At 34.7% G+C, this 24,658-nt stretch carries 25 protein-coding genes and 1 tRNA gene; 15 read left to right on the forward strand and 11 right to left on the reverse strand.

The genetic code is table 11. From position 1 onward, the window contains the following. Nucleotides 1-12 precede the first annotated feature (12 nt). Nucleotides 13-933, reverse strand: coding sequence for an ABC transporter ATP-binding protein (locus DB895_RS00805; protein WP_116723441.1), 921 nt, complete (start codon nt 931-933; stop codon nt 13-15). A 269-nt stretch (nt 934-1,202) separates the two neighbouring features. On the opposite strand from DB895_RS00805, the gene DB895_RS00810 reads away from it, so the two are divergent. After that, the gene (locus DB895_RS00810) at nt 1,203-2,033 is read left to right on the forward strand and encodes a GIN domain-containing protein (RefSeq protein WP_116723442.1); all 831 of its coding nucleotides are present in this window, start codon (nt 1,203-1,205) and stop codon (nt 2,031-2,033) included. A gap of 120 nt (nt 2,034-2,153) precedes the next feature. Here DB895_RS00810 and trxB read toward each other — a convergent pair whose 3' ends face one another. Further along, the gene (gene trxB, locus DB895_RS00815; RefSeq protein ID WP_116723443.1) at nt 2,154-3,101 is read right to left on the reverse strand and encodes a thioredoxin-disulfide reductase; all 948 of its coding nucleotides are present in this window, start codon (nt 3,099-3,101) and stop codon (nt 2,154-2,156) included. A gap of 235 nt (nt 3,102-3,336) precedes the next feature. Between trxB and DB895_RS00820 the strand changes: the two genes are divergently transcribed. Together DB895_RS00820 and DB895_RS00825 are read left to right on the forward strand one after the other, a co-directional pair. After that, nucleotides 3,337-3,579, forward strand: coding sequence for a GIY-YIG nuclease family protein (locus DB895_RS00820; protein WP_116723444.1), 243 nt, complete (start codon nt 3,337-3,339; stop codon nt 3,577-3,579). A gap of 3 nt (nt 3,580-3,582) precedes the next feature. Beyond that, nucleotides 3,583-3,657: transfer RNA gene (locus tag DB895_RS00825), tRNA-Pro, on the forward strand. Between the two features lie 153 nt (nt 3,658-3,810). Here the strand turns inward: DB895_RS00825 and DB895_RS00830 are convergent. From DB895_RS00830 to DB895_RS00860, 7 genes are all read right to left on the reverse strand, one after another. Further along, complete coding sequence (locus tag DB895_RS00830) at nt 3,811-4,488, reverse strand: alpha/beta hydrolase (RefSeq protein ID WP_116723445.1); 678 nt, start codon at nt 4,486-4,488, stop codon at nt 3,811-3,813. 59 nt (nt 4,489-4,547) lie between these two features. Beyond that, nucleotides 4,548-5,438, reverse strand: coding sequence for a 4,5-DOPA-extradiol-dioxygenase (gene ygiD / locus DB895_RS00835; protein ID WP_208012109.1), 891 nt, complete (start codon nt 5,436-5,438; stop codon nt 4,548-4,550). A 109-nt stretch (nt 5,439-5,547) separates the two neighbouring features. After that, nucleotides 5,548-6,057, reverse strand: a complete 510-nt coding sequence (locus DB895_RS00840; RefSeq protein ID WP_208012111.1) for an ester cyclase — start codon at nt 6,055-6,057, stop codon at nt 5,548-5,550. A 189-nt stretch (nt 6,058-6,246) separates the two neighbouring features. Further along, entirely contained in the window at nt 6,247-6,786 is a 540-nt protein-coding gene (locus DB895_RS00845; protein WP_116723446.1) for an antibiotic biosynthesis monooxygenase, read from the reverse strand. Next, nucleotides 6,786-7,244, reverse strand: a complete 459-nt coding sequence (locus tag DB895_RS00850) for a DoxX family protein (protein ID WP_116723447.1) — start codon at nt 7,242-7,244, stop codon at nt 6,786-6,788. Before DB895_RS00850 ends, DB895_RS00845 begins: the two co-directional genes overlap by 1 nt. 98 nt (nt 7,245-7,342) lie before the next feature. After that, on the reverse strand, nt 7,343-8,035 hold the full coding sequence (locus DB895_RS00855) for an NADPH-dependent F420 reductase (RefSeq protein ID WP_394336310.1): 693 nt from the start codon (nt 8,033-8,035) through the stop codon (nt 7,343-7,345). A 61-nt stretch (nt 8,036-8,096) separates the two neighbouring features. Continuing rightward, complete coding sequence (locus DB895_RS00860) at nt 8,097-8,714, reverse strand: Crp/Fnr family transcriptional regulator (protein ID WP_116723449.1); 618 nt, start codon at nt 8,712-8,714, stop codon at nt 8,097-8,099. Between the two features lie 383 nt (nt 8,715-9,097). On the opposite strand from DB895_RS00860, the gene DB895_RS00865 reads away from it, so the two are divergent. The 12 genes from DB895_RS00865 (at nt 9,098) to DB895_RS00920 (ending at nt 22,722) form a co-directional block, all read left to right on the forward strand. After that, nucleotides 9,098-9,637: a helix-turn-helix domain-containing protein gene (locus DB895_RS00865; protein ID WP_116723450.1), complete on the forward strand. Its 540-nt coding sequence runs from the start codon at nt 9,098-9,100 to the stop codon at nt 9,635-9,637. A 52-nt stretch (nt 9,638-9,689) separates the two neighbouring features. Continuing rightward, the gene (locus DB895_RS00870; RefSeq protein ID WP_116723451.1) at nt 9,690-13,247 is read left to right on the forward strand and encodes a PAS domain S-box protein; all 3,558 of its coding nucleotides are present in this window, start codon (nt 9,690-9,692) and stop codon (nt 13,245-13,247) included. After that, nucleotides 13,247-13,681 (forward strand): response regulator, encoded by a 435-nt coding sequence (locus tag DB895_RS00875; protein WP_116723452.1) that lies wholly within the window; start codon nt 13,247-13,249, stop codon nt 13,679-13,681. Before DB895_RS00870 ends, DB895_RS00875 begins: the two co-directional genes overlap by 1 nt. Before the next feature lie 217 nt (nt 13,682-13,898). Continuing rightward, on the forward strand, nt 13,899-15,563 hold the full coding sequence (locus DB895_RS00880) for a L,D-transpeptidase family protein (RefSeq protein ID WP_116723453.1): 1,665 nt from the start codon (nt 13,899-13,901) through the stop codon (nt 15,561-15,563). Between the two features lie 213 nt (nt 15,564-15,776). Next, entirely contained in the window at nt 15,777-16,046 is a 270-nt protein-coding gene (locus tag DB895_RS00885; protein ID WP_116723454.1) for a hypothetical protein, read from the forward strand. Next, a complete protein-coding gene (locus DB895_RS00890) occupies nt 16,043-16,465 on the forward strand; it encodes a low affinity iron permease family protein (protein WP_116723455.1) in 423 nt (140 codons plus the stop codon). The genes DB895_RS00885 and DB895_RS00890 overlap by 4 nt, the downstream gene beginning before the upstream one ends. A gap of 159 nt (nt 16,466-16,624) precedes the next feature. Then, the gene (locus DB895_RS00895) at nt 16,625-16,810 is read left to right on the forward strand and encodes a CsbD family protein (RefSeq protein ID WP_116723456.1); all 186 of its coding nucleotides are present in this window, start codon (nt 16,625-16,627) and stop codon (nt 16,808-16,810) included. A gap of 200 nt (nt 16,811-17,010) precedes the next feature. After that, a complete protein-coding gene (locus DB895_RS00900; protein ID WP_116723457.1) occupies nt 17,011-17,163 on the forward strand; it encodes a lmo0937 family membrane protein in 153 nt (50 codons plus the stop codon). Between the two features lie 676 nt (nt 17,164-17,839). Further along, a complete protein-coding gene (locus tag DB895_RS00905) occupies nt 17,840-19,537 on the forward strand; it encodes an Ig-like domain-containing protein (RefSeq protein WP_116723458.1) in 1,698 nt (565 codons plus the stop codon). 11 nt (nt 19,538-19,548) lie between these two features. Next, on the forward strand, nt 19,549-21,573 hold the full coding sequence (locus DB895_RS00910; RefSeq protein ID WP_116723459.1) for an OmpA family protein: 2,025 nt from the start codon (nt 19,549-19,551) through the stop codon (nt 21,571-21,573). A gap of 219 nt (nt 21,574-21,792) precedes the next feature. Next, nucleotides 21,793-22,110: a hypothetical protein gene (locus DB895_RS00915; RefSeq protein ID WP_116723460.1), complete on the forward strand. Its 318-nt coding sequence runs from the start codon at nt 21,793-21,795 to the stop codon at nt 22,108-22,110. Nucleotides 22,111-22,227: 117 nt separating this feature from the next. Then, nucleotides 22,228-22,722 carry a hypothetical protein gene (locus DB895_RS00920; RefSeq protein WP_116723461.1) on the forward strand — a complete coding sequence of 165 codons (495 nt, stop codon included), beginning with the start codon at nt 22,228-22,230 and terminating at the stop codon, nt 22,720-22,722. A gap of 125 nt (nt 22,723-22,847) precedes the next feature. Here the strand turns inward: DB895_RS00920 and DB895_RS00925 are convergent, their stop codons facing one another. Both DB895_RS00925 and DB895_RS00930 read right to left on the reverse strand, forming a co-directional pair. Beyond that, the gene (locus DB895_RS00925; RefSeq protein ID WP_116723462.1) at nt 22,848-23,471 is read right to left on the reverse strand and encodes a porin family protein; all 624 of its coding nucleotides are present in this window, start codon (nt 23,469-23,471) and stop codon (nt 22,848-22,850) included. A gap of 27 nt (nt 23,472-23,498) precedes the next feature. After that, nucleotides 23,499-24,623: a cysteine desulfurase family protein gene (locus DB895_RS00930; protein WP_116723463.1), complete on the reverse strand. Its 1,125-nt coding sequence runs from the start codon at nt 24,621-24,623 to the stop codon at nt 23,499-23,501. Nucleotides 24,624-24,658 lie beyond the last annotated feature (35 nt).

Below are 24,658 nucleotides of genomic sequence, written 5' to 3' on the forward strand. Positions count from 1 at the left end.
GATTCCAGTAGTCTATTGAGTTACCGTTTTAATAAAAATATCATTGACACTTGGGATTTTTTCCAGAAAATGGGTAACTTGTCCTCGTTGGGTCAGCAAATGCAAGAGTTCATTTGGCGTTGCATTCCCGAGTTGGATTTCGAGTTTTATTTCGTCATTGAGCGATTTGAAATTGGTTTGTGCCACGGTATATTTTTGAGTAATATCAAACATCAAACCTTCCACATTATCGGATATGATGCCCACTTCAAAACTGTTGGTTCGGTATTGACGCTTTACATCGTCGAGTTTTCCTTCAATGAGTTTGTTCGATTTGTGAATCAAAGCAATATCGTCACACAATTCTTCGACACTTTCCATTCGATGCGTAGAGAAAATTATGGTGGAACCCTGTTTTCGCAATTCTAAAATTTCGTCTTTGATTAAACTCGCATTTACGGGATCGAAACCTGAGAACGGTTCGTCAAAAATCAGCAATTTTGGCTTGTGCAAAACGCAAACCACAAACTGGATTTTCTGCGCCATTCCCTTTGACAACTCTTCGATTTTCTTGTCCCACCATCCCTGAATTTCAAATCGGTCAAACCAATAATTAAGTTGTTTTTTGGCTTCGGCTTTAGAAAGTCCTTTCATTTGTACCAAATACAGGCATTGTTCGCCTACTTTCATGGATTTATACAAACCTCTTTCTTCAGGCAAATACCCTATATATTGAACATGCTTGGGCTGTAATTTTTCTCCATCAAAAATGACTTCACCACCATCGGGAAGGGTAATTTGATTGATAATTCTAATAAGGGATGTTTTTCCTGCGCCATTTGGACCTAGAAGCCCGTAAATACTTCCTTTAGGAACGGTGAGGGAAACTTCGTTAAGAGCGACAAAATCGCCGTATTGCTTGAGGACATTTTTTACTTCAAGTATATTGCTCATGCTTAATTTAAATTTATGCAAAAGTACATAATTCGGAGTGATTTGGCTGCAATTCTTACAATTTAAGTAGGAAACCTATTTATGGGAACTTCAAAAAACTAAAAGGATAAATTTCACAACAAATCGGATGTAAACTTTTAGCACTTGTTATTGAACGATTGCATCTAAACATCCCTTTTTATCCTTCATTCAAAATTAATGACAGTCGCAATTGGAAACTTCCTGTACTTTCGGGATGTTTTATTTATATTTGAACAAAATATACAAACATGAAAAATACAATACTGCTCTTCACTTTACTATTATTTGGTTATTCCGTCTTTAGTCAAGAAAAAATAAAAGGATCAAAAATTGTAACCGTTGAAAAGAAAGAAACCAAAGAGTTTGACAATCTTGAAGCAGATGGGAACCTGGAACTTTTTTTAATAAAAGGCGATAAGTGCGGAATTGAAATAGAAGCCGATGACAATCTTCATGATATTATTGAAATAAACCAAAACGGAAGTACGTTGCAACTGTCAAGTACTAAAGAAGTAAAAAAAGCAAAAAAATTTAGTGTTCGGATTACCTATACCGATGATTTTAAAATGGCAGTTGTAAAAAACAAAACAACGATAACCGCTTTAGAAGAAATGGTTCTGAATGATTTCACTTTTAAAAGTTTCAATGATGCTAAAATATTCGCCAACGTAAAAACCAAAAAATTTACTTTGTTTGCCAATGACAAATCAAAAATTGAACTCAATTCAAAATCCGCTGAAACCACTATAGAACTAAGCCAAAATGCCCAAATGAAAGCCTTAATTTCATCTGAAAAATTAACCATTGACATGTATCAAAAAACTACTGCGACTGTAGAAGGAGATGCCGTTAATTTAAAATTAAGATTAGACAATAACGCCGAATTTACAGGCCGGAAACTGACTTCTAAAAATGCCGAAATTACAACCGAAGAAAATGCAAATTGCAGTATTGTTGTAGATACTAAAGCTAGTATTAACGCTTCCGGAAAATCGGAAATACAATTGTTTGGAACACCAAAAATTGAGTTGACAAATTTTACAGATAGTGCTATTTTGTATAAAAAACCTTTAAAATAAAGAGTTTGTAGCATTTTTATTTTAGTGTCCATAAAAATGGAACAATAAATTCCTACAAACAAAGAGTCCCAATTAAAAAATTGGGACTCTTTGTTTGAAATATAAAACTAATCTTGAATATTACTCCAATGTCGCTAAGTACCGTTCTGCGTCTAAAGCGGCCATACAGCCCGTTCCTGCAGCAGTAACTGCTTGACGATAGACATGGTCAGCGGCGTCTCCTCCAACAAAAACACCAGCTACATTCGTTTTAGAAGTTCCTGGAGTATTCACGATATAACCCGTTTCGTCAAGAGTGAGGTAATCTGCAAAAATATCCGTATTGGGTTTGTGCCCAATGGCTACAAAGAAGCCCGTTGCCGGAATATCAAAAACTTCTTTAGTTGATTTATTCAAAGCCTTCACGGAAGTTACCACTTGGTCATCTCCCAAAACCTCAACTGTATCATGGTTCATTAAAATAGTAATGTTTTCGGTTTTGCGAACGCGCTCTTCCATGATTTTGGAAGCCCTAAATTTTTCGCTTCGCACCAACATGGTCACTTTTTTACACAATTTGGATAAATAATGCGCCTCTTCACAAGCGGAATCCCCCGCTCCCACAATTACCACTTCCTGGTTTCTGTAGAAAAACCCGTCGCAGACAGCACATGCAGAAACGCCACCACCCATTTTTAAATAGTGTTGTTCGGAAGGAATGCCTAAATACTTCGCAGATGCTCCAGTAGAAATGATCACGGTTTCACAGTGCAATTCTTTGGTTTCATTGATCCATACTTTATGGATGCTCCCAGAGAAATCAACTTTTGTAGCCCAACCGTCACGAACATCCGTTCCAAAACGTTGTGCTTGACTTTGTAATTGAACCATCATTTCAGGACCTGTTACCCCATCAACATAACCGGGAAAATTTTCCACTTCATTGGTTGTTGTTAATTGTCCACCTGGTTGGGTTCCTTGGTACAAAACGGGATTCATGTTCGCTCTGGCAGCATAAATAGCTGCCGTATAACCTGCGGGACCAGAACCTATAATTAAGCATTTAATTTTTTCGATTGTATCAGACATAAATATAATTTTAAATCAATTTTGAGACTGCAAATGTAAACTATATTATAAAAAATTCATGCTCTATTAAATCCTAAATAACTATCTCAAAATAAATTTATTTTATTTTAGACAAATCTTTTGTAAAGAAAAATTAAAGATTATATTTGCACTCGCTTTCGGGGTGTAGCGTAGCTCGGTTATCGCGTCACGCAGTGCGTGAAGACCGCTGATAAAAACCTTAAAAATATTAAATATGTACATTGTATATATTTTGTTTAGTAAAAGTTCTTTAAAATATTATACTGGTCAAACTGATAGTCTTGAAAACAGATTGCAAAGGCATAATTCAGGATTGAGTTTGTCAACTAAATCAGGAAAACCTTGGGAATTGATTTATCAAATTCAATTTTTATCACGTTCTGAAGCTATGATTTTAGAACAAAAAATTAAAAAAAGAGGAGCTAAAAGATATCTTGAAGATATTGGTTTCTTTTAAATTCGGGGTGTAGCGTAGCTCGGTTATCGCGCCTGCTTTGGGAGCAGGAGGCCGCAGGTTCGAATCCTGCCACCCCGACGAAAAGCTGAACAGAAATGTTCGGCTTTTTTTATGAAATTTAGAATTAATCCTAAATTAATGAATGCTTACGGTCAATCCCAAAACATACTTGCCGCAATCTTTAAATAACTTTTTATTATATATTGGCGGGTAAAACCATTCGCAATATTATTACTGTTGACTATTGACAATTTGATCTAACCAAATAGTCACATCTTTAAGCATTGCTTCACTAATTGTATGACTCTCCAAATATTCATGAAACAAAGGACTAATCCCTTTAGCTTTTAAATAGTTCACTGCATCATAGGCATATTGCACTTGCAAAACATTATCCTGACTGCCATGTGAAATATAAACTTTTAATTTGGATAGCCTTTCGTTTATAGCAACTAATGGTTTTATCTCAGGTAATAACCTGCCGCTCATGACAACAATCCCTTTAATTTTTTCAGGCTCAGTTAGTGCAACGCTGTAACTCATAATTCCGCCTTGACTAAACCCCATCAGGTAGACTTTTTTCTCATCAAAGGTTTCTTTTTGTTTTAAGTCCTCGAGAAACCGAAGTATCGAAACTCTTGCCGATTCCGCCTCTTTCTCATTAATAATGGGGCGTCCGGTAGAAAAATCAACACGGAAATAGGCGTAACTATCTGGGCCAAGTGTTAGAGGTCCTCTAACCGATACCACAAGAAATTTCTCTGGCAATGAATTGGCAAGTGAAAACATATCCTGTTCATTGCCTCCAACACCGTGTAGCAATATTAGTAATGGCGGTTTTCCAGTTTGTATTTTAGGAGGGCGAACTAAATAAAATAGTGTGGGCTTTGCCTCTTGAGATGTAATCATAAAACTAGTTATTAATAGGGTTAGCGGTATAAACAATACTATATACCTTTTTTTTCTTTTCATCTGCTTTTATCTATTTTAATGGATAGCATGTTAAGAGAACCTGCTACAATAGTATCATTATAAAAAATAGGGCTTTCGTCTTTTTCTTGCAAAGCTAAAACATACAACATGGGCAAGTAATGCTCCGGAGTGGGAACCGCCAATTGAAATTCTTTTCCTTGTTTATCAAAATTGATTAAGGAATTATGGTCACGTTCAAGAATAAATTCTTTTATTTTTTCATTGGCTATAGTCGCCCATTCATAAGCGTAACCAGGAGTCATCATTTTGTCCCATGCGGCCGTGCCTAAATTATGGACCGAATTACCACTACCTATAATCAACACGCCTTTTCTGCGCAAAGAAGCAATCTCTTTCGCCAGGGCATAGTGATAGGATGCCGGCTGTGTATAATCGATACTCATTTGCACTACCGGTATATCTGCATTAGGGTAAAGAAATTTTACCACAGTCCAACACCCGTGATCTAGACCCCAATCATGATCTAACCCTACATTAACCGAGCTAATGCTCCCTTTTATTTCATTGGCCAAAGTAGGACTACCCGGTGCCGGATATTGCACATCAAACAAGGCTTTAGGAAATCCTCCAAAATCATGAATTGTTTTAGGTTGCTCCATAGCTGTAACATGAGTCCCTTTTGTTTCCCAATGTGCAGAAATACAAAGAATAGCCCTGGGCTTCGGCAGCGTCTTAGCAATTGATTCAAATCCCTGCGTAAAAATATTATTAGCAATTGCATTCATTGGATTGCCGTGTCCCAAAAAAAGAACAGGCATTCGCTCTGTTGCTTTTAAATGCTGCGATACGGTATGAAGCGCATTGAGTTTCATTGCTAGTCCAAAGGGTAATAGCGCCATAGTTTTAAAAAAATCTTTCCTTTCCATTTATTGAAAAATTATAAATCTTACTTGTTTTTCTTGTGTACGAGAGTACTTTCTTACACGATTCTAACAAGTAAGGATTAGCCATTAATTACAAACTTATTGGGTAAAATTAGTTACCCATAATTTGATCCATATAGGTTTTATTATCCCAAAAAAGGTATTCTTCAGTCATTATACCCTCTTTCCAAATACCAATAGTGGCCATTGGAATTCTGAATTTTTTGCTGGTAGGTTCAATAAATTTACCATCACCTATAGGCATTGGTTTTGTGAATGTTCCTTCCATCCACCCCATCACTGCGGTGATATTACCACTACCAATTTTTATTGGATGCTCTTTAATGCGGGTATCAGGTGCGTATATGAACATCGCATCTAAAGTTTTGATGTGTTGCTCCAAACCAACTTCAGTATGCCCATCAGGGAAATGAACTTTGATGTCTTTGGCATGGCTTTCATGCAGCCGTGACCAATCTCTATTGCTAAATACAATATAATCTAACGTATCGAATGTTTCCAAGTGTTTTGAGATTAACTCATTGGCGGCAGCTAATTCTTTTACTTGTTTCAGTAAATCCTCTTTATTCTCTTTTTTTTGCGCAATAACAGATATGCTCATTGTAATAACCAACATTGTGGTTATTACTACTTTTGTTGTAAATGACTTTTTCATAATAAAATGTTTTAAAATTAATTTTTTATATTCTCCGATAAGTAACACGGATTTAATGGTTCTACCTTTTTCAGAATCTTCAAAAGCGTATTTTTTATTAGTTTGTAAAGAGGAAATTGTCCATTTTGAGATAGCTTATTCATGCAGCCACTTTTTAAATAGCTTATGGATAAACGGCATAACCAAAAAAATCATGAATCCTGAAATCATAAGAGCACTGATAACCCCTGCAAAAAAATAGAGAGGAATCACTTTTGCTATTATTTTTACCATCGTTGGGATTACAATAGTCAGCGGATAAACAGCAATAAAGGTTACTGCCCATTGCTTCCATTTTTTGGTGCCTTCAAAAATTCGGTACCAGAACATATTCCAACTATGCACTACTTCTTGTCTTTCAGTTATCCATAAAACATTTGAATCATGGAAAATTTTCCTTCTTGCTTCGGATTGTAGCCAGGCCTTTACATTTTCTTCACAATCAAAGCGTATCAGGATATGATAATAATCGGCATCTTTTAAACGGTTTAATATTGTGATGTTGATAAACCCTTTAAATACTTTTACACACGAAATGGCTTCCGACTTCCACTTTTCAAAATCGTTGGCATTCTCAGGTTTTAATTTGAAACGAACCATTAATAGACCGTCATCATCATTTTGACGATTATTCATTAATTTTCTTTATCATTATCAGATATAGCTCCATCAATGCTCGCTTTTCCACCTCCTGCAATAAGAACAATTAGTGCAAGTCCGAAAAGAAGAATAAAGTATTCCAATCCCTCTCCTTTATTTGCTTCACTATACCAATTCATAAAGAAGCCATTATGCAGATGCGTTGTAATCACTACTCCTGCAAAATTCACTAATATGGCAAACGCTGCGATTCGAGAAGCAAAACCCGTAATCAGGAATAGCGCACCAAAAAATTCGATTAGTATTACTAATAATCCTACAATATAAGACAAACCAGCCTGACCTGTTAAAAAGCTCATAGTGCCTTCAAATCCATAGCCACCGAACCACCCTAGTAATTTTTGAGCACCATGCGGAAACACTACAATTCCTAGTGCAAGTCTGGCTATTAATGCCGTTGTATTATTTGTGTTTGTTGATAATATTTTTTTCATGTTTTCTATATTAAATTAAACGTTAATATCTTTTTAAATCTCTGTTTGAAGTCTTGAATTAGTTTCAAACAGAGATTTTAGAGTTTGATCTCTTTTATTTATACAACCTCTTTCACTTCAGCTAGGGTAACGGCTTTACCCAATGCACCAAATTCGTGCAAATCGCCAAATACTTCAATACGGATAGATTGATTAAGACCGCCTACTCGTAAGGGTTCAAAACCGTTGTCACGAATTAATTCTTCAATTTCACCGTTAATGCTACTGTCATCAGAGGCATAAAACTCAACCGCTCTTACAGGAGTTTGAAAAGAAGCGCCGGCAAGAGATGCCGCACCTAAGGTTCCTAATGCTTTGGCTAATTTGGCACCATTCGGCAATAAGGCAGCAAGTATTTGCCCGGCCGATTCGTCGTCGCCTATTATTTTTTTGAAACCACCTTTTTCATCGAGAGCAATAGGGTTTGAGGGATCAACGATAATTTTACCCTCAAGTTCTGTTGCGTAAGTTTTGAAAAACGCTTTAATTGGGTCGAAGTAAATGGCTAGTACGATTATGTCTGCCTGAGTGATGGCATCAGCAATTGTTGCTGGTTGCGCTAGACTTCCTAATTTCTGAGCAAGACTTGTTGCTTTTTCAAATGTTTTATCAGCAATAATAACGGAACGATTCCCTTTTACAAGATTGGTGACTACAGCAGTTCCGATATTTCCTAAACCGATAACTGCAACTTTAGATTTTTGTGTCATAACTATTTCTGTTTTTTTGTTAACTATGATTTGTGAGTACAAAGGTCACCCATTGGATGAAGTGTATCCAATGACATAGTTTAAGAAATAGTCTTGATGTAGATTAAGGTTTTTGAGAAACTCTTGTACGCTGGTTCCTCAAACGGCTTAAAAACTCTGGGGTTACTCCAAGAAAAGCCGCAATTTGCACTTGCGAAATACGATTAATTAAATGAGGATAACGATTCAAAAACGATTCATACCGTTCTTCTGCTGTAGAACTTATATTTTGTAATAACCGTTCTTGTAAATGAATATAGCCGTTTTCAATCAACACCCTGAAAATACGGTCAAATATAGGTGACTGTTTATATAACGAAATAAGATCTTCCAGGCTTATTTGTAAAACAACAGTATCCTCCAGGGCATCAATATTCAAGGTAGAAGGCTTCTTGCCATGAAAACTTCCCAAGTCATTTATCCAATTATTTTCAGTACCAAATTGTAAAATATGAATGTTCCCTTTCTTATCGACATTATAGGTTCTAAGACATCCCCTGACCACAAAGTTAAATTGGGTACATATATCCCCCTCCTGCATTACATACTGTCTTTTTCGGTAAAGACGCGAATGAAACTTTTCTCGAACCAATGCTTTCTCCATGTCATTTAGATCGTAAGACCTTGATTTAAAATAATCAAGCAAAGGTTCAACGGAGCTTAAAGTTACTATTTCATTCATAGGTTTGTTGTAAATAATTAGTACTTCATATTGTTTGATAAATTCAAAGTTAGGCTTTTTTCAAGCGCATTAATTAGTTATTGAAATATTTATCCATTATTTAATCATAAATTTTTAGAATAAAAAAACACACCCCTTTGTCGTTCTTTATTTGTACCTTCCACAAAAAATAGAAGAATTTAGTCTCTAGTTGTATATTTTGAAATAACATTCATTTAAGTACTTTTCTTTTCTAACTCATACCCTATAAAGCCTTATCAAAAGAAATAATCCGTGAATTATATAACTTTTTCTCGGAGTTATATAAGACTTTTAAAAGAAAATCGTGCGAATTTTACATAATCTTATAAAAAGAAACTAATTTGAAGTTATATATAAAATACATGGTCAGTAACCGCTGTAAAATGGTGGTAAAAGAAAATTTAAAAAATCTTGGTCTGCACTTTATTGTCGTAGATTTAGGCGAAGTGGAGATCATGGAAAACATCTCGATGGAACAACGTACTATACTTAAAGCCAATTTATTTAATTCGGGGCTTGAGCTGATGGATGACAAGAAAGCAATGCTGATTGAAAAAATCAAAAATGTAATTATAGAAATGGTGCATCATTCTAATGAAATTATTAAAGTGAATTTTTCTGATTATTTAAGTGAAAAATTAGATCACGATTATACCTACTTATCCAATATGTTTTCAGAAGTACAGGGAACCACAATCGAACAATTTATCATCTCCCATAAAACGGAACGCATCAAAGAGCTAATTATTTATGGCGAACTCAATATTACGGAGATTGCCTGGGAAATGGGATACAGCAGTGTGGCGCATTTATCAAGTCAGTTTAAAAAAGTTACTGGGCTCTCCCCTTCCCATTTCAAACAATTAAAAGACAAAAGGAGAAGTCCAATTGAAGACATTTGATTCTCCCACAAATAGCCGTAAAATCGCATAAATTAATTTCGACAATAGCATTATGAAATTCTTATTAGGGAAAAAAAATACTATTATATACATTCTTATAGCTACCATATTAATCACTGTTTTAGTGGTTTTCTATATGAATAGCCAAAAAGCTATGGCTTCAAGCGATAAAGTGGTGTATTCTCAAGAAGCAATTATCAAAACTAATGATGTTCTATTGGCTGCTCTTAATATTGAAACTGGATTTAGGGGATTTTTATTGTCCGGAGATGAAAGTTTTTTAGAACCATTCAATAGTGGTAAAACCAAAATATACACAGCATTAAAGGCATTAACAACTCTTATAGGAGACAATCCAAATCAACAAAAAAGATTGTCCTCATTACAAAAAGCTGTTAACGAAAGATTAGTTTTTACAGAAAAAAATATCCAAGCAAATAGGCAGAATTCATTAAATGATTCTGAAAAAACAGCTATTATTGAACAAGGAAAAATTCTCACTGATAAAATTAGGATTATAATTGCCTCCATTAATGAGGAAGAAATTAGCCTGCTTAAAATCCGGAAAATCGAAAATGAAAATAACAATCAATTTTCCGGATTATTGTTCCTTTTACTGCTTATTTTTCTTATTACTATTTTCGTTCTTGTGGTACACATCATAAAAAATCAGAAAATAAAAAATAACGAATTAGAAACAGCTACTTCCGACCAAAAATTAGCTTCTCAATATGCTCTTAGTCTTATTGAAGCAAGTCTTGATCCGTTAGTGACCATTAGTAATGAAGGTAAAATCATGGATATGAACCAAGCATTAGTAAATATAACAGGAATTGAACGCAAAGAACTTAGAGGTTCAGATTTTTTCGATTATTTCACCGAACCACAAATGGCACGTGAAGTCTATCAGGAAGTATTCGCTGAAGGTTCTGTTGCCGATTCTCCACTTACACTTCGTCATAAAGACGGAAAACTCACCGATGTATTATTTAATGGTTCGGTTTATAAGGATGACAATGAAAATGTATTAGGCGTTGTGATTGTGGCTCGAGATATTGCCGAACAAAAATGGGCGTTAGATTTGCAAATTGCCAACAAAGAATTAGCCTATCAAAATAACGAGAAAGAAAAACGAGCAAATGAATTGAGCATTGCCAACAAAGAGCTTGCTTTTCAAAATATTGAGAAAGAAAACCGGGCAGCTGAATTAGTTGTTGCCAACGAAGAATTGGAATATCAAAATAACGAAAAAGAAAAACGGGCAGCTGAATTAGTTATCGCCAACAAAGAACTTTTATTTCAAAATGAAGAAAAAGAAAAACGAGCTGCTGAATTAGTTATTGCCAACAAAGAACTTTCATTTCAAAATGACGAGAAAGAAAAACGGGCTGCAGAATTGGTCATCGCAAACAAAGAACTTCAATTTCAAAATGACGAGAAAGGGAAACGGGCAGCTGAACTGGTTATTGCAGACATTGAACTTGATTTTCAAAACAAAGAAAAAGAAAAACGGGCAGCGGAACTGGTTATTGCAGACATCGAACTTGATTTCCAAAACAAAGAAAAAGAGAAAAGAGAAATTGCAAATAGGGAACTTGAAGCCCTTAACTATTCCGCAAAGTTGGCATCCCAATATTCTCTTAGCCTTATTGAAGCTAGTCGTGACCCATTAGTAACCATAAACCCTGAAGGTAAAATTACCGACATGAATGAAGCAACGGTGAAAATTACCGGCATGGAACGAGATGAACTCACAGGCTCCGATTTCTTTGATTATTTTACCGAACCACAAATGGCTCGTGAAGTGTATCAGGAAGTATTCGCAAAAGGATCTGTTGCCGATTCTCCGCTTACGCTTCGTCATAAAAAAGGAAAATTGACCGATGTGTTATTCAACGGTTCCGTCTATAAAGACGATAACGGAAATGTATTGGGCGTTGTAATTGTAGCTAGAGATGTTACCGAACAAAAAAGAATTGCAACCGAATTAATAGAGGCAAAAGTGTTTGCCGAGTTAGCAACGGATATTGCCGAAGAAGCAAAATTTAATGCTGAAAATGCCACAAAAATTGCCGTTGATGCCGTAAAAGCCAAACAGCAATTTTTGTCGAATATGAGTCACGAAATTCGAACTCCAATGAATGCTATCATCGGATTTACCAAAGTAGTGATGAAGACAGATTTATCACCAAAACAAAGAGAATATTTATCGGCTATAAAAGTGAGTGGAGATGCATTAATTGTACTTATTAACGACATTCTCGATTTAGCAAAAGTAGATGCCGGAAAAATGGTATTTGAGCAAATTCCTTTTAAGATGAAGCAATCCATAAAAGCAATGCTTCACGTATTTGAGACAAAAATTCAGGAAAAAAATTTAGCGTTGGTTACTGATTATGACAATAGTATTCCTGAAGTATTACTGGGCGACCCTGTTCGTTTGCACCAAATTATTTTAAATTTAGTAAGTAATGCCGTAAAGTTTACATCAAAGGGAAAAATCACGATAAACGTTCACTTATTACATGAAGACGAAGAGAAAGTTACTATCGAATTTGCCATTTCAGATACAGGAATTGGAATATCAGAAGAAAAACTAGGAACTGTCTTCGAAAACTTTCAACAGGCATCCAGTAATACTTCCCGACTCTATGGAGGAACGGGATTAGGTCTTGCCATTGTTAAACAATTAGTGGAGCCCCAAGGCGGAACCATTGTGGTAAAAAGTGTTGTTGGTGAAGGTACTACTTTTAGTTTTACATTAAATTTCACAAAAACAAATGCAATTACCTTAACTGAAGAAGAAACAATGGAATTAAACACAGAAAATAAAGGTATAAAAGTATTGGTAGTTGAAGATATGGCACTGAATCAATTGTTAATGAAAACATTATTGGATGATTTTGGATTTGAACGCGACATTGCCGATAATGGAAAAATAGCCATTGAAAAACTAGAGACCAATGCTTACGACGTTATATTGATGGACTTGCAAATGCCCGTAATGAATGGATTTGAAGCTACAGAATACATTCGAAAAACAATGAATTCAAAAATTCCTATCATCGCTTTAACTGCAGATGTAACCACAGTAGATTTAGCCAAATGCAAAGCAGTAGGAATGGATGATTATATTGCAAAACCAGTTGACGAACGAATATTATACAGCAAAATAGTTGGGTTGGTTAAAAAATCTACCGCAATAAAATTTAATGAAGCAACATTAAGTGACAACAATGAAATAAAAAAAATAAAATGTATTGATTTGGAATATTTACACCGCCTAACCAAATCAAACCCCAAATTAATGATGGAAATGATTTCGTTGTATTTAATACAAACTCCACCGTTAATAAGTGCCATGAAACAAAGTTTACACGATAAAGATTATACCTTGTTGCACTCATCCGTCCACAAAATAATTCCTTCCTTCTCGATAATGGGAATCAGCAAAAAATTTGAGGATATAGCACGAAAAATACAGGATTATTCCGGGACAGAACAACTCGAAGAAGAAATAAATGAAATGGCAATTGAATTAGAAAATATTTGCCAACAAGCCTACGGTGAATTGAATATAGAATTTAACATATTAAAAAATACAATATAGTGGAAAACCAAAATATAATTAAAATTTTCTTAGTAGATGATGATGCACTGCATCTAAAAACCTTAGAAATTGAATTTCTGCAACATAGCAATTTCATTGTCGAAACTTATGCAACAGGGGAACTTTGCCTTGAAAATTTGTCTAATAATCCGGATGTAATTATTCTGGATTATCATCTTGATGGAATTGATAAAAATGCCATGAACGGAATTGAAACATTGGATAAAATACATGCCCAAAATCCAAACATTTCTGTGATTATGCTCTCTTCTCAAGATAAAATTGAGGTAGCGATAGATTGTATGCACCATAAGGCTTTTGATTATGTGGTAAAAAGCGAAACTGCTTTTATCCGTTTGCAAAAAATTATCACAACCCTTTTTAGCTATAAAAAAATTGAAAAAGAATTAAATTGGTATATGTCCAGAATGTAATTATAGCTCGCTTTTTTTCGTTCTATTTTTACATTCCTTGTCTTTAAAAACGAGTATAGTAACTATACTCAAAACATCACGGGATTGTTTTATTGCAATAGTGTACAAAATAGATGTTGACTCTATCGAAATTATTAAATCTTAGCGTTTTGTTACTAAAATAAATATTCTATAATCTTGTTGAATACCACTGAAACAAATAAGAAAAAGATAAATAATGATGTACTCCAAAATAATTATTTCAACTGGATTTGATGTCACTTTAAAAAGCAAACTGTTTTTTATTATCCTAACTATTTTCCTAATATCAGGATGCAAAAAAGACTCCAAATCAAGTATTTATAGTAACAAAAATTATACTGATTTAGTTCTTGATGAAACGGCAATAAATTCCTTTTTTAAAATGTTCCCTCAAAATGATGGAATCAAAAATGAAGTAAACGAATTTTATAGAAGACGTGAATACCAATTTGCCTGGTTCAATAATAAGGGTATGACTGCGGCCGTTCCAAATTTCTACAACCAGATTCAAAACTACAGAAGCGATTTTGGAGATAAGAACTTTGGCAATACAGCATTGGACTCCTTAATTACGTTATTAAAAACAGATGACAAACCTTCGCTAATAAAAGAGAATCGAGTAAAAGAATTAGAATTATTGCTTACAACCACCTTTTTTATTTATTCTAAAAAGGTCTATGGAGGAATAACTAAAAGCCCCAAAGAACTGGATTGGTTCATACCCAGGAAAAAGAAAAATTACCAAGCGTTACTCGATTCATTAGTGGTTTCAGATAAAGGAGAAAACCCATCGGAACCCGTGAATCATTATTACACAAAATTAAAAGAAAATCTAAGGAAGTATCGTGTCATTTATAAAAAAGGAGGTTTTCCCGCTGTAGTCACATCCAAAAAGGTTTTATTGGTTACAGAAAGTGATACCTGCTTATTAAATCTGAAAAAATATTTATTCTTAACGGGCGACTTGAAGGCTAATGATAGGTCAATTATTTTTACGGATGAATTAGCCAAGGCAGTCAAAAAATTTCAACACCGTATGGGACTGAATGAAAACGGAAAGATAAATGCTGAAACCATACATGAATTAAACAAACCCATTTCACTTAGAATTAAGCAAATGATGGTTAACCTGGAGCGATTGCGATGGGTTCCTGTTAAGATGGAAAACGAATATCTGCTTGTAAATATTCCTGAATTTAAACTCCATATTATTGAAAACAACCAATTAATATGGACTACTAATGTTGTGGTCGGGAAAGATGTAAAACAAACCAATATCTTCAAAGGTAACATTTCAAAAATAATCCTTAATCCGTATTGGAACATTCCTAACAGCATTATAAAAGATGAAATAGTGCCCAATATAAAAAAGAATTCTAATTATTTAGCGACTAATAATATGGAGGTGCTTTCTGGTAATAAAGTAATAGATCCGCTAACAATAGATTGGAATAAATATGAAAATGATATTCCATTTACTATCCGACAAAAACCGGGAATGAACAATGCATTAGGAAAAATGAAGTTTTTATTCCCAAATAATTTTAATATTTACCTGCACGACACCCCTTCAAAAAGTAATTTCAGCGAAAAAAGTCGCGCTTTCAGCCATGGATGCATCAGAGTTGAAAATCCCAAGAAATTAGTATTGTATTTTCTTCGAAAGGATAAAACGTGGAATGCAACAAAAGTAGATAGTATTACAAAAACCGAAAAAGAGTTTAGCATTCCAATTAAACCTTCAGTACCCGTGTATCTTGCATACTTTACTTCTTGGGTTGATAGCGCTGGGCAACTGAATTTCAGAAATGATATTTATAATCTTGATGAACAACTAGCAAATGAAATTTTTGGTGAATAGAAAAAAAAATTGGATCAATTTTAATTGAAGGCTGTCTGTATTTGACAGCCTTTTTTATGACCAAAATATAATTTGAAGCTTCAAAAAACTAATAAATATAAAGCCGTAAATGATGCAACTTATTGTAAAAGTTATGTAACATTTTTTTTCTTAAAACAGCCCATCTTTGTAATACATTGAATTTTATTCATTTACAAAGGGCAATACCAAAAAATGACAGACAACATAAACCAGTTTAAACGTGGCAAATTCCAAGATGCCCTTGCAGAAAATCAAAATGTAATTGATTTCCGCAATGGCAATGTAAAATATCCCAAAGAAGCAGCTGAATATTACAGAGCACCAGAAATTACAATTGAACTAGAATATAATACCAAAGCTGGTGGATGCTCTGTGAAAACTCAGGAAAACAATCTATTCGATTATAAAATTCATCTCAAAAATTACACTTTAAAACAGATTATTAAGAAAAAATTGAAATGAAAAAATTGAAAAATGCATATTGCTTCACAGAAAAAATTTTCGAAAAACTAGTCTCATTAGCAACCACTATTCTCGGTAATTCCATCACTTTTATTTTGGCTTTTTGTTTAGTGATATGCTGGTGGGTTAATAATTTGTTTACTACACGAGATATCCATCAAATCTTGGGTGATATTATCTTTGGAGTTACTTTTTTGAGTTTATTTATTATCCAAAAATCATTCAATCGATTTTCCGGTTCTTTACATTTAAAAGTAAATGAATTGGTTTCGTCCCATGAGACTGCAAATAATTCTGTTATTAACGCAGATGAAAAAACCGAACGGGAAATAACGGAACTTTCACGAGAATACTCCCAACTGGCCGAACAAGTCAAAGAAATTGAGGAAGAGATTGAGAAAGACAACGAATCCCATTAATCTTTTTCTTTCCTATAAATTCACTTTAATAACGTTAAAAAAAGCTCTAAAATGTGTGAATGATATAAGTAATTGTCATATTTATGTAACACTTTCCTGTCCCAATGAAGCCACCTTTGTACAGTTGTGAAAATTATTTCACATTGAAAATTATAAAAAATGAATACTATTGAATTAAGTGGAAACTGGGAGCTCCAAAAGGGTAGATTAAAACAAAAATTTGCTGCTTTAACAGATAATGATTTATTATTCGTAAAAGGGAAAAAAGAAGAAATGATAGCAAAACTTCAAATAAAACTAGGCAAAACGAAAGAAGAATTACACAAAATAATCGCTGCACTTTAGACCTCAAATTAAGCAATAGCGTGTTGTCACTAAAATAATAAATCAAATCTAGTCAAAATTCGTATCACAGAATTGAAGATAAAAATATAACATATGATAATTTAATACTCGGTATTCAATTGCAAAACTGCAGGTTTCATATCAATAAAATACAACTTAGTATCAGCGTAAAAATTTTACAACTTTTAAAAACAATTATCATGAGCAATCTACTCTATGCTTTGGCATTAATTCTAATCATTTTTTGGGCAATCGGTTTTTTCGCCTACAGCGTCGGATCAATAATACATATCCTGCTTGTTATTGCAGTTATAGCTATATTATTAAGGTTAATTCAAGGAAAGAAAATTTAAAAATTAATTCCGAAAGTTAATTAATGCTAAACCTTAACACAGTATTAAGAGGCTTAAGGTTTTTTGCTACTGGTGCACTAAATTGGTATTTTGTATGCACCAGTTAAGGCAAGAAAAACTGACATTTAAAATAAATTTGATTCGGAGCTCAAATCGATTAATTAAAAAGTTGCGTTGATAACTTGAATGCTTCCTTTTTATGCTAAGGCTCTCTTGTGGTCTCCATGAAATTTAATTGAAACTTGTTTGTTTTTCATCTCCATTTTATGAAACTTCATGTTTTATCTACCCGTATTTTGAAATCGGATTAAGTCATTCTGCATTTCTTCATTTGTGCGTCAGATAGGTATATTGGTTGCTATTTTTCCATTTGACTATGATTTTCCATTTCAATAAAAAATCACCAAACAAACTCTTCGTACTTTTTTACTCATGCAACTATTGAGATATTATTGGCGAACCTTACCAATTTTAATTAAATGCTAAACTTGGCAAGTTCATGCCATACCTCCCACAAACTTTTATTCAACAAACAACTGATTACAAGATGATTAAATACATTATCCCACTACAATGTGTGAATGATATAACTCTTTCCGATAATTGTATAATAAGTTTAAGCTGTTACAAACTAACCTTTGTACAGTAAATAATTAAACCCTAAATCAAAATAAAAATGAAAGCTAAAAAGCTACTTTCAATTATCGCAATAGCATTTATTGCCTTAATTTCTGGATGTGCAAAAGACGACTTCCAGGAAAACGTTGGCGTTTGTCCAATTGTAATTGCAACAAGCCCTGAAAATGGCGCTATCAATGTGTCTCTTGACAAAACCATTACAGTAACATTCAATGAAAATATGAATGCTTCAACTATTACTGGAGTGTCTTTTACACTACAAGGAACCACTGCTGTTATAGGAACAGTTTCAAGTACTGGCAAAACGGCAACTTTTAATCCTTCTGCGGCTCTTAAACCGAACTCAACCTACACTGCTAAAATTACAACTGCTGTTAAAGACTTAACAGGCAATGCTATACAACAAGATTATGTATGGACTTTTAGTACTGGAGGATCCGTTTCCCCAATGGTGGTTTCTACCGATCCAGCCGACAAAGCTACTGACGTATTCCCTAACAAAATAGTAAGTGCATTATTTAATATGCAAATGAATGAATCGACTATTAATGCGACAACCGTTACTATAAAACAAGGAACAACGCCTATACTCGGAACGGTTACTTATAGTGGAACAACTGTCTATTTTGACCCAACAGTAACATTGGCGGCCAATACCGTTTATACGGGTACCATTACTACTGGTGCTAAAAACGTTCAAGGAACAGCATTAGCGAATAACTATGTATGGACATTTACCACTGGTGCTATTTCTGCTCCTAGAGTAATTTTGACTGACCCGACAAATAATGCTTCAAATGTTGTGGCTAATAAAATAGTTAGCGCAACGTTTAACATGCCAATGAATTTATTAACAATCAATGCAACCAGTTTTACCTTAAAAATAGGTACAACAACCGTTTTAGGTACAGTTACTCACAATGTTAATGGAGATGTTGCTTATTTCACGCCGACAAGTGATTTTTTACCAAACACAACCTATACTGCAACAATTACCACCGCAGCAAAAAGTGCAACTGGTATCCCACTAGCCAATGAATATGTTTGGAACTTCAGCACCATTTCAACATTAGTGGGGCCTGGCGTTAATCTTGGATCTGCTGAAAGATTTGGAATTTTAGCTGGTGTAGGAGTCAGTAACAATGCGGGCTTTAGTGAGATTCGGAATTTAGACGTTGGAATTTGTCCAGGTACACGTTCCTCTGTTACAGGCTTCCCTCCTGCCAAAGTAGTAGGTGGAGCTATTTATGCCTTTGATGATTTAACACCTCCAGGCACACCTGCCATGCTTTTAAAAGCAAAACTAGACCTAACCAATGCCTACCTTTTTGCTGAAGGTGCTTCCTACTCCGCACCCATTACAATATCGGGTGACCAAGGCGGAAAAACACTTGTTGCAGGTATATACAAATCAACATCAACACTTTTAGTACAGGCAGGAGATTTAACGCTTACAGGTAGTGCTACTGATGTTTGGATTTTCCAAGTAGCATCCGCTTTTACAACTGTAGGTGGAGCTGGTGGAAATATAATCCTTGCCGGAGGTGCACAAGCGAAAAATGTGTACTGGCAAACAGGAAGTTCTGCAACTATTGGGAACTATACTAACTTTAAAGGAAACGTATTGGCCCTTCAATCTATAACAATGGGAGACCATGCAACTGCTGTTGGCAGAATGTTAGCCAGAAATGGTGCAGTAGTAATGACCCATACTAATATCATCACTAAACCCTAAAAAATAAAAAAATGAACCTTATATCTAATTCAACTAAGGGATCTCTCAAAACGAAATCCCTTAATAACCTAACTTCTAAAGGCATTATAGTAATTGCTTTGGCCTTGTTAGGCATTCAGGCGCCTCTTCAGGCGCAAGAAACACCGGTTATTAAATACACTAAGCCGTCATGGTATTTTGGTGTAGCGGGTGGAGCAAATTTTAATTTCTATCGCGGATCGACTCAAATGTTGAATGCTGCTTTTACTCCCCCAGTTGCTTTTCATGATGGTAAAGGAGTTGGACTCTTTGTTGCGCCACTTTTAGAATTTCACCGACCGGATTCAAGATGGGGTGTCATGTTACAAGCTGGTTACGACAATAGAAAAGGGAAGTTTGATCAACAAAAAACGCCTTGTGACTGTCCAGCAGATTTGTCAACTAACATTAGCTATATCACGGTAGAACCTAGTTTGCGTTTTGCCCCGTTTAAATCCAATTTCTATTTATTTGGAGGGCCACGTTTGGCTTTCAATATGGATAAATCATTTACATACAAACTGGGAATTAATCCTGCTTATCCTAATCAAGAAGCCAGTGCCGAAGTAAAAGGAGATTTAAGTGATGTGAAAGAAACCCTCGTTTCCATGCAAATTGGAGCCGGAATCGACATTCCGCTTTCATCACAAAATAACCATACGCAATTTGTGCTATCTCCTTTCGTTTCTTTTCATCCCTATTTTGGACAGAATCCACGTTCTGTAGAAACCTTGAATATAACTACCGTTAGAGCAGGTGTTGCACTTAAATTTGGTAGAGGCAGTAAAATAGAAGCTGCAGGAGTACCTGATGGCACATCTCAATTTTCTGTTGATTCTCCAAGTAACGTACCCGTTAATCGCATAGAGAGTGAAATATTCCCTATTCGTAACTACGTGTTCTTCAATGCTGGTTCAACTGAAATACCCAATCGGTACCAATTGCTAAGAAAAAATCAGGTAAAAGATTTTAAAGAAGACCAATCGGAAGTTGTTACGCAAAAAAATCTTTCCGGTCGTTCCCAACGTCAAATGAGCGTTTATTATAATGTACTAAACATATTGGGTGACCGTATGGAAAAAAACCCATCAGCAACCATTACTTTGGTAGGTTCATCAGAGAAAGGACCAGAAGACGGTCGTGCTATGGCACAATCCATCAAAACCTATTTGGTTAATGTGTTTGAAATTAATCCTTCTAGAATAAGTATTGAAGGTCGTACCAAACCAGCTATTCCTTCAGAACAACCAGGTGGAACACGTGAACTTGACCTTCTTCGTGAGGGAGACCGAAGAGTTTCTATCGAAAGTAATTCGCCAATGCTATTGATGGAGTTCCAAAGTGGCCCAACTGCTCCTTTGAAACCAGTCGAAATTAAAGCTTTGACCGAAGCTCCAATTGAAAGTTATGTATCCTTCAACAATGTTGGAGCTAAAGAAGCCTTTACTTCGTGGACATTGGAAATAAAAGATGAAAAAGGGAAAGTGCAAACTTTTGGTCCTTACACCGAAGATGCCGCAAGTATTCCTGGAAAATCTATTTTGGGCAACCGAACTGAAGGCGACTATACTGCAAAAATGATTGGTATAACGCAAAGCGGTAAATTGTCAGAGAAAGAGACTCCTATACATGTTGTGCTTTGGACTCCAGAAAAAGTGGAAGCAGGAATTCGTTACAGTATCATTTATGAATTTAATGAATCGAAAGCCACTAATATTTATGAAAAATATCTTACTGATATTGTAACACCAAAAATCCCTGTAGGCGGAACAGTTATTATTCATGGTCATACTGATATTATTGGAGATGAGTCTCATAACCAAGCATTGTCATTGGCTCGTGCAAACGATGTGAAAAGCATAATTGCAAATGGCTTGTCTAAAGCCGGAAGATCTGATGTGAAATTTGAAGTGAATGGATTTGGTGAAGATCAAAAATCAGCTCCGTTTGATAACAAATTCCCTGAAGAACGTTTTTATAACCGTACAGTTGTAATTGATATTATTCCGGCAAAATAAATTTTAATATTCTAAAAATAGAATACATTTTTAAAGTACCTTTAAAAGGACAGAAATTTGATTTCTGTCCTTTTTTTATTTACAAGAATTGGGAAACCATAACTATTTATATAATCTGTGAATTTTGTAAGTCCTATGAATAAATATGTAACATATTATTAATGAATAATTTTCACCTTTACTCTACGAATAATTTAACCCCTTTAAAACAAAAATAACATGAAAAAAACAACCCTTTATTTAATGATGATGGTATTGTCGTTAAGTTTCTTCCCAAGTACAACTTTTGCATCTGAAAAAAATCCAACGACAGTTGCAAACAATCCTACAGAAATGCCTGCAGAAATTAAAGTTATGCTTAACCGTTTAAATGAAATTAAAGCAATGGATAGATCTTCTATGAGTCGAATAGAAAAAAAAGCACTACGTAAAGAAGTCCGTGCTATTAATACCAGTCTAAGATCAAGTGGTAATGGCGTGTATTTATCAGTTGGTGCCATTATCATTATCATACTTTTATTGATTCTTATTCTATAATTAATTGCTATTGAATATTAAAACTCACAATTATAAGTTAACATCAAAGTGCTGGCACAATTGTTGGCCTACACAACAATGTTGAGTTATAAATAGTAATCAAAAACATACAAAAAAATGAAAACTTTAAAATTATTCACTCTTGGGCTGTTGTTTTTTGCAGCGAGTTCCATACAGGCACAAGTCTCCATAAACGTAAATTTAGGTACAGCTCCTTCTTGGGGACCGGCCGGGTACTCATCTGTAGATTATTATTATCTACCCGATGTTGAATCCTATTATGATATTCGAGCCAAACAATTTATCTATTTAAATGGAGGAACTTGGGTACGAACAAAATATTTGCCAAGACAGTATAGAAACTATGATTTATATAATGGATATAAAGTTGTGTTAAACGATTATCATGGTCCAAGCCCCTACACTTACTTTAAAAATGATAAAGTAAAATATTATAAAGGATATAAAGGCGGACACCAAAAATCCATCGGAAACAGAAATGATAACCATGGTGATTCTAATAACCATAACGACAGAGGTCATGGAGGTGGTGGCCACAAAGACAATGGTCATGGAGGTGGAAAAGGCGGCCATGGAAATGGCAAACATTAGCTTCTATTTCTTCATTAAAGAAAAGAATCAAGTTGAATAGCTACATTAAAAATCAGGTTGTCTTATTAAGACAACCTGATTTTTTTTTATGAATACCTAAAATGAGCCGTTTTTGTTCCTGCAAATTATTTAAGAAGAAAATTAAAACCTGCATTGAAACTTCCCCTTGAATTTGTTATCATATCCCCGGTATTCTTCTTAAAGATATCCTTTAAACCTTTTTGAGAATCATATTCCAACACGAGTTTTAATTTATCTGAAATCGGGATTTTACAGCCAATTCCTAATGACAGTCCGAAATCATTTGCATTGAAACCTTTTCTAACATCTGTATTTCCAACCGTTTCTTTGGCATTCAGCAAAATTCCGGTGTATGCTCCAAAATGCAGATACCAAGCCCTAGTTTTACCAAAATGCCAGTTGGCCATAACTGGAATCGTTAGATAATCCAAATTGAAATTTGTTTTATAAATTTTCCCTGTCGATAAATCTTCTATAAATCCATTAGTCCACCCTTTTGAATCATAAATTAATTTCCCTTTAATACTCCATCTATCAGAAAAATAATAATCTGTCGAAAACCCCAAATTAATTCCAGTTCTGGGATTGGAATTTTGTCCGTTAATCGTACTTACTTTAGCCGAATTAAATCCAATATTTACCCCCATTTCAACATCATCTTTTTTCTGTGCTAGCGTTGCAATTGAAAAACCAATTATAAATAAAGAGGTAATAAATAATTTTCTCATGTTTAGATCCTTTAATTGTTCATAAAATTAAATGCTTTTCAATGCTTCCATTAAAGCATCAATATCTTCCTCAGTATTGTAATGACTAAAGGAAATGCGTAAACTTGGCTTCAATAAATCTTCTTGAGAAAGCATTTCTTCTAAAACATGAGAAGGACTTATACTTCCTGACTGGCAGGCACTTCCTCTTGAAAGAGCAATGCCTTTCATGTCTAAATAAAATAAAATCATCGCGGTTTTGTCTTCCGGGACAGGCAACAATACATTTAAAACCGTATAAAAACCGTCCTGATTTCCATTGATTTTAAACTCGGGAAATTCAATTTCCAATCGACGAATCAAATACGTTTTGAGGTCAGAAATCTGTTGTCTTTCTTTCACGAGATTGCCGTAAGAAAGATCCAAAGCTTTCGCCATTCCCACAATTTGATGAACCCCTTCTGTTCCTGGGCGCAATCCTTTCTCTTGTTCTCCACCATAAAAAAGCGGTCGTAAACCCGATTTTTTCCTAACAAAAGCAAATCCAACTCCTTTAGGCCCATGGAATTTATGTGCACTCGCAACTATAAAATCAACGGGGATCGTTGCTAAATCTATTTCGGTTTTCCCAACAGACTGTACGGTATCAGAATGAAATATCGCATTGTGCTGTTGACAAATGCGCCCTACCCTATCCAAATCTAAAACAGTCCCTATTTCATTATTGACATGCATCAGGCTTACCAATGTTTTCTTATCTTGTGCCAGTAATTCGACCAAATCGGTAATATCAATTTCACCATTGGATTTAATGGCTACATAATCTACTTGAATCCCATATTCTTCTTGCAAAGCCTGAACGGTATGCAACACGGCATGATGTTCTATTTTACTGGTGATGATGCGTTTTACCCTCAAATCCTTAACCACTGAACGAAGAATCCAATTGTTAGATTCCGTCCCACATGAAGTAAAAATAATTTCCTGCGAAGAACAATTCAACTGCTTGGCAATCGTCTTTCTGGAAAGTTCTAAAATACTTTTAGCGTTTCGTCCAAAACTATGTGTTGACGAAGGATTTCCATAATCTTCAGATAAAATTTTGGTCATTTCTTGAATAACTTCAGTCCTAATTTGGGTAGTTGAAGCGCTATCGAGGTAAATTTTTTTCATAGCCACAAAGTTAAGAATTTTAGTAGCGCAAATGG

The organism is Flavobacterium psychrotolerans (assembly GCF_003097635.1).
Lineage (GTDB): Bacteria > Bacteroidota > Bacteroidia > Flavobacteriales > Flavobacteriaceae > Flavobacterium > Flavobacterium psychrotolerans.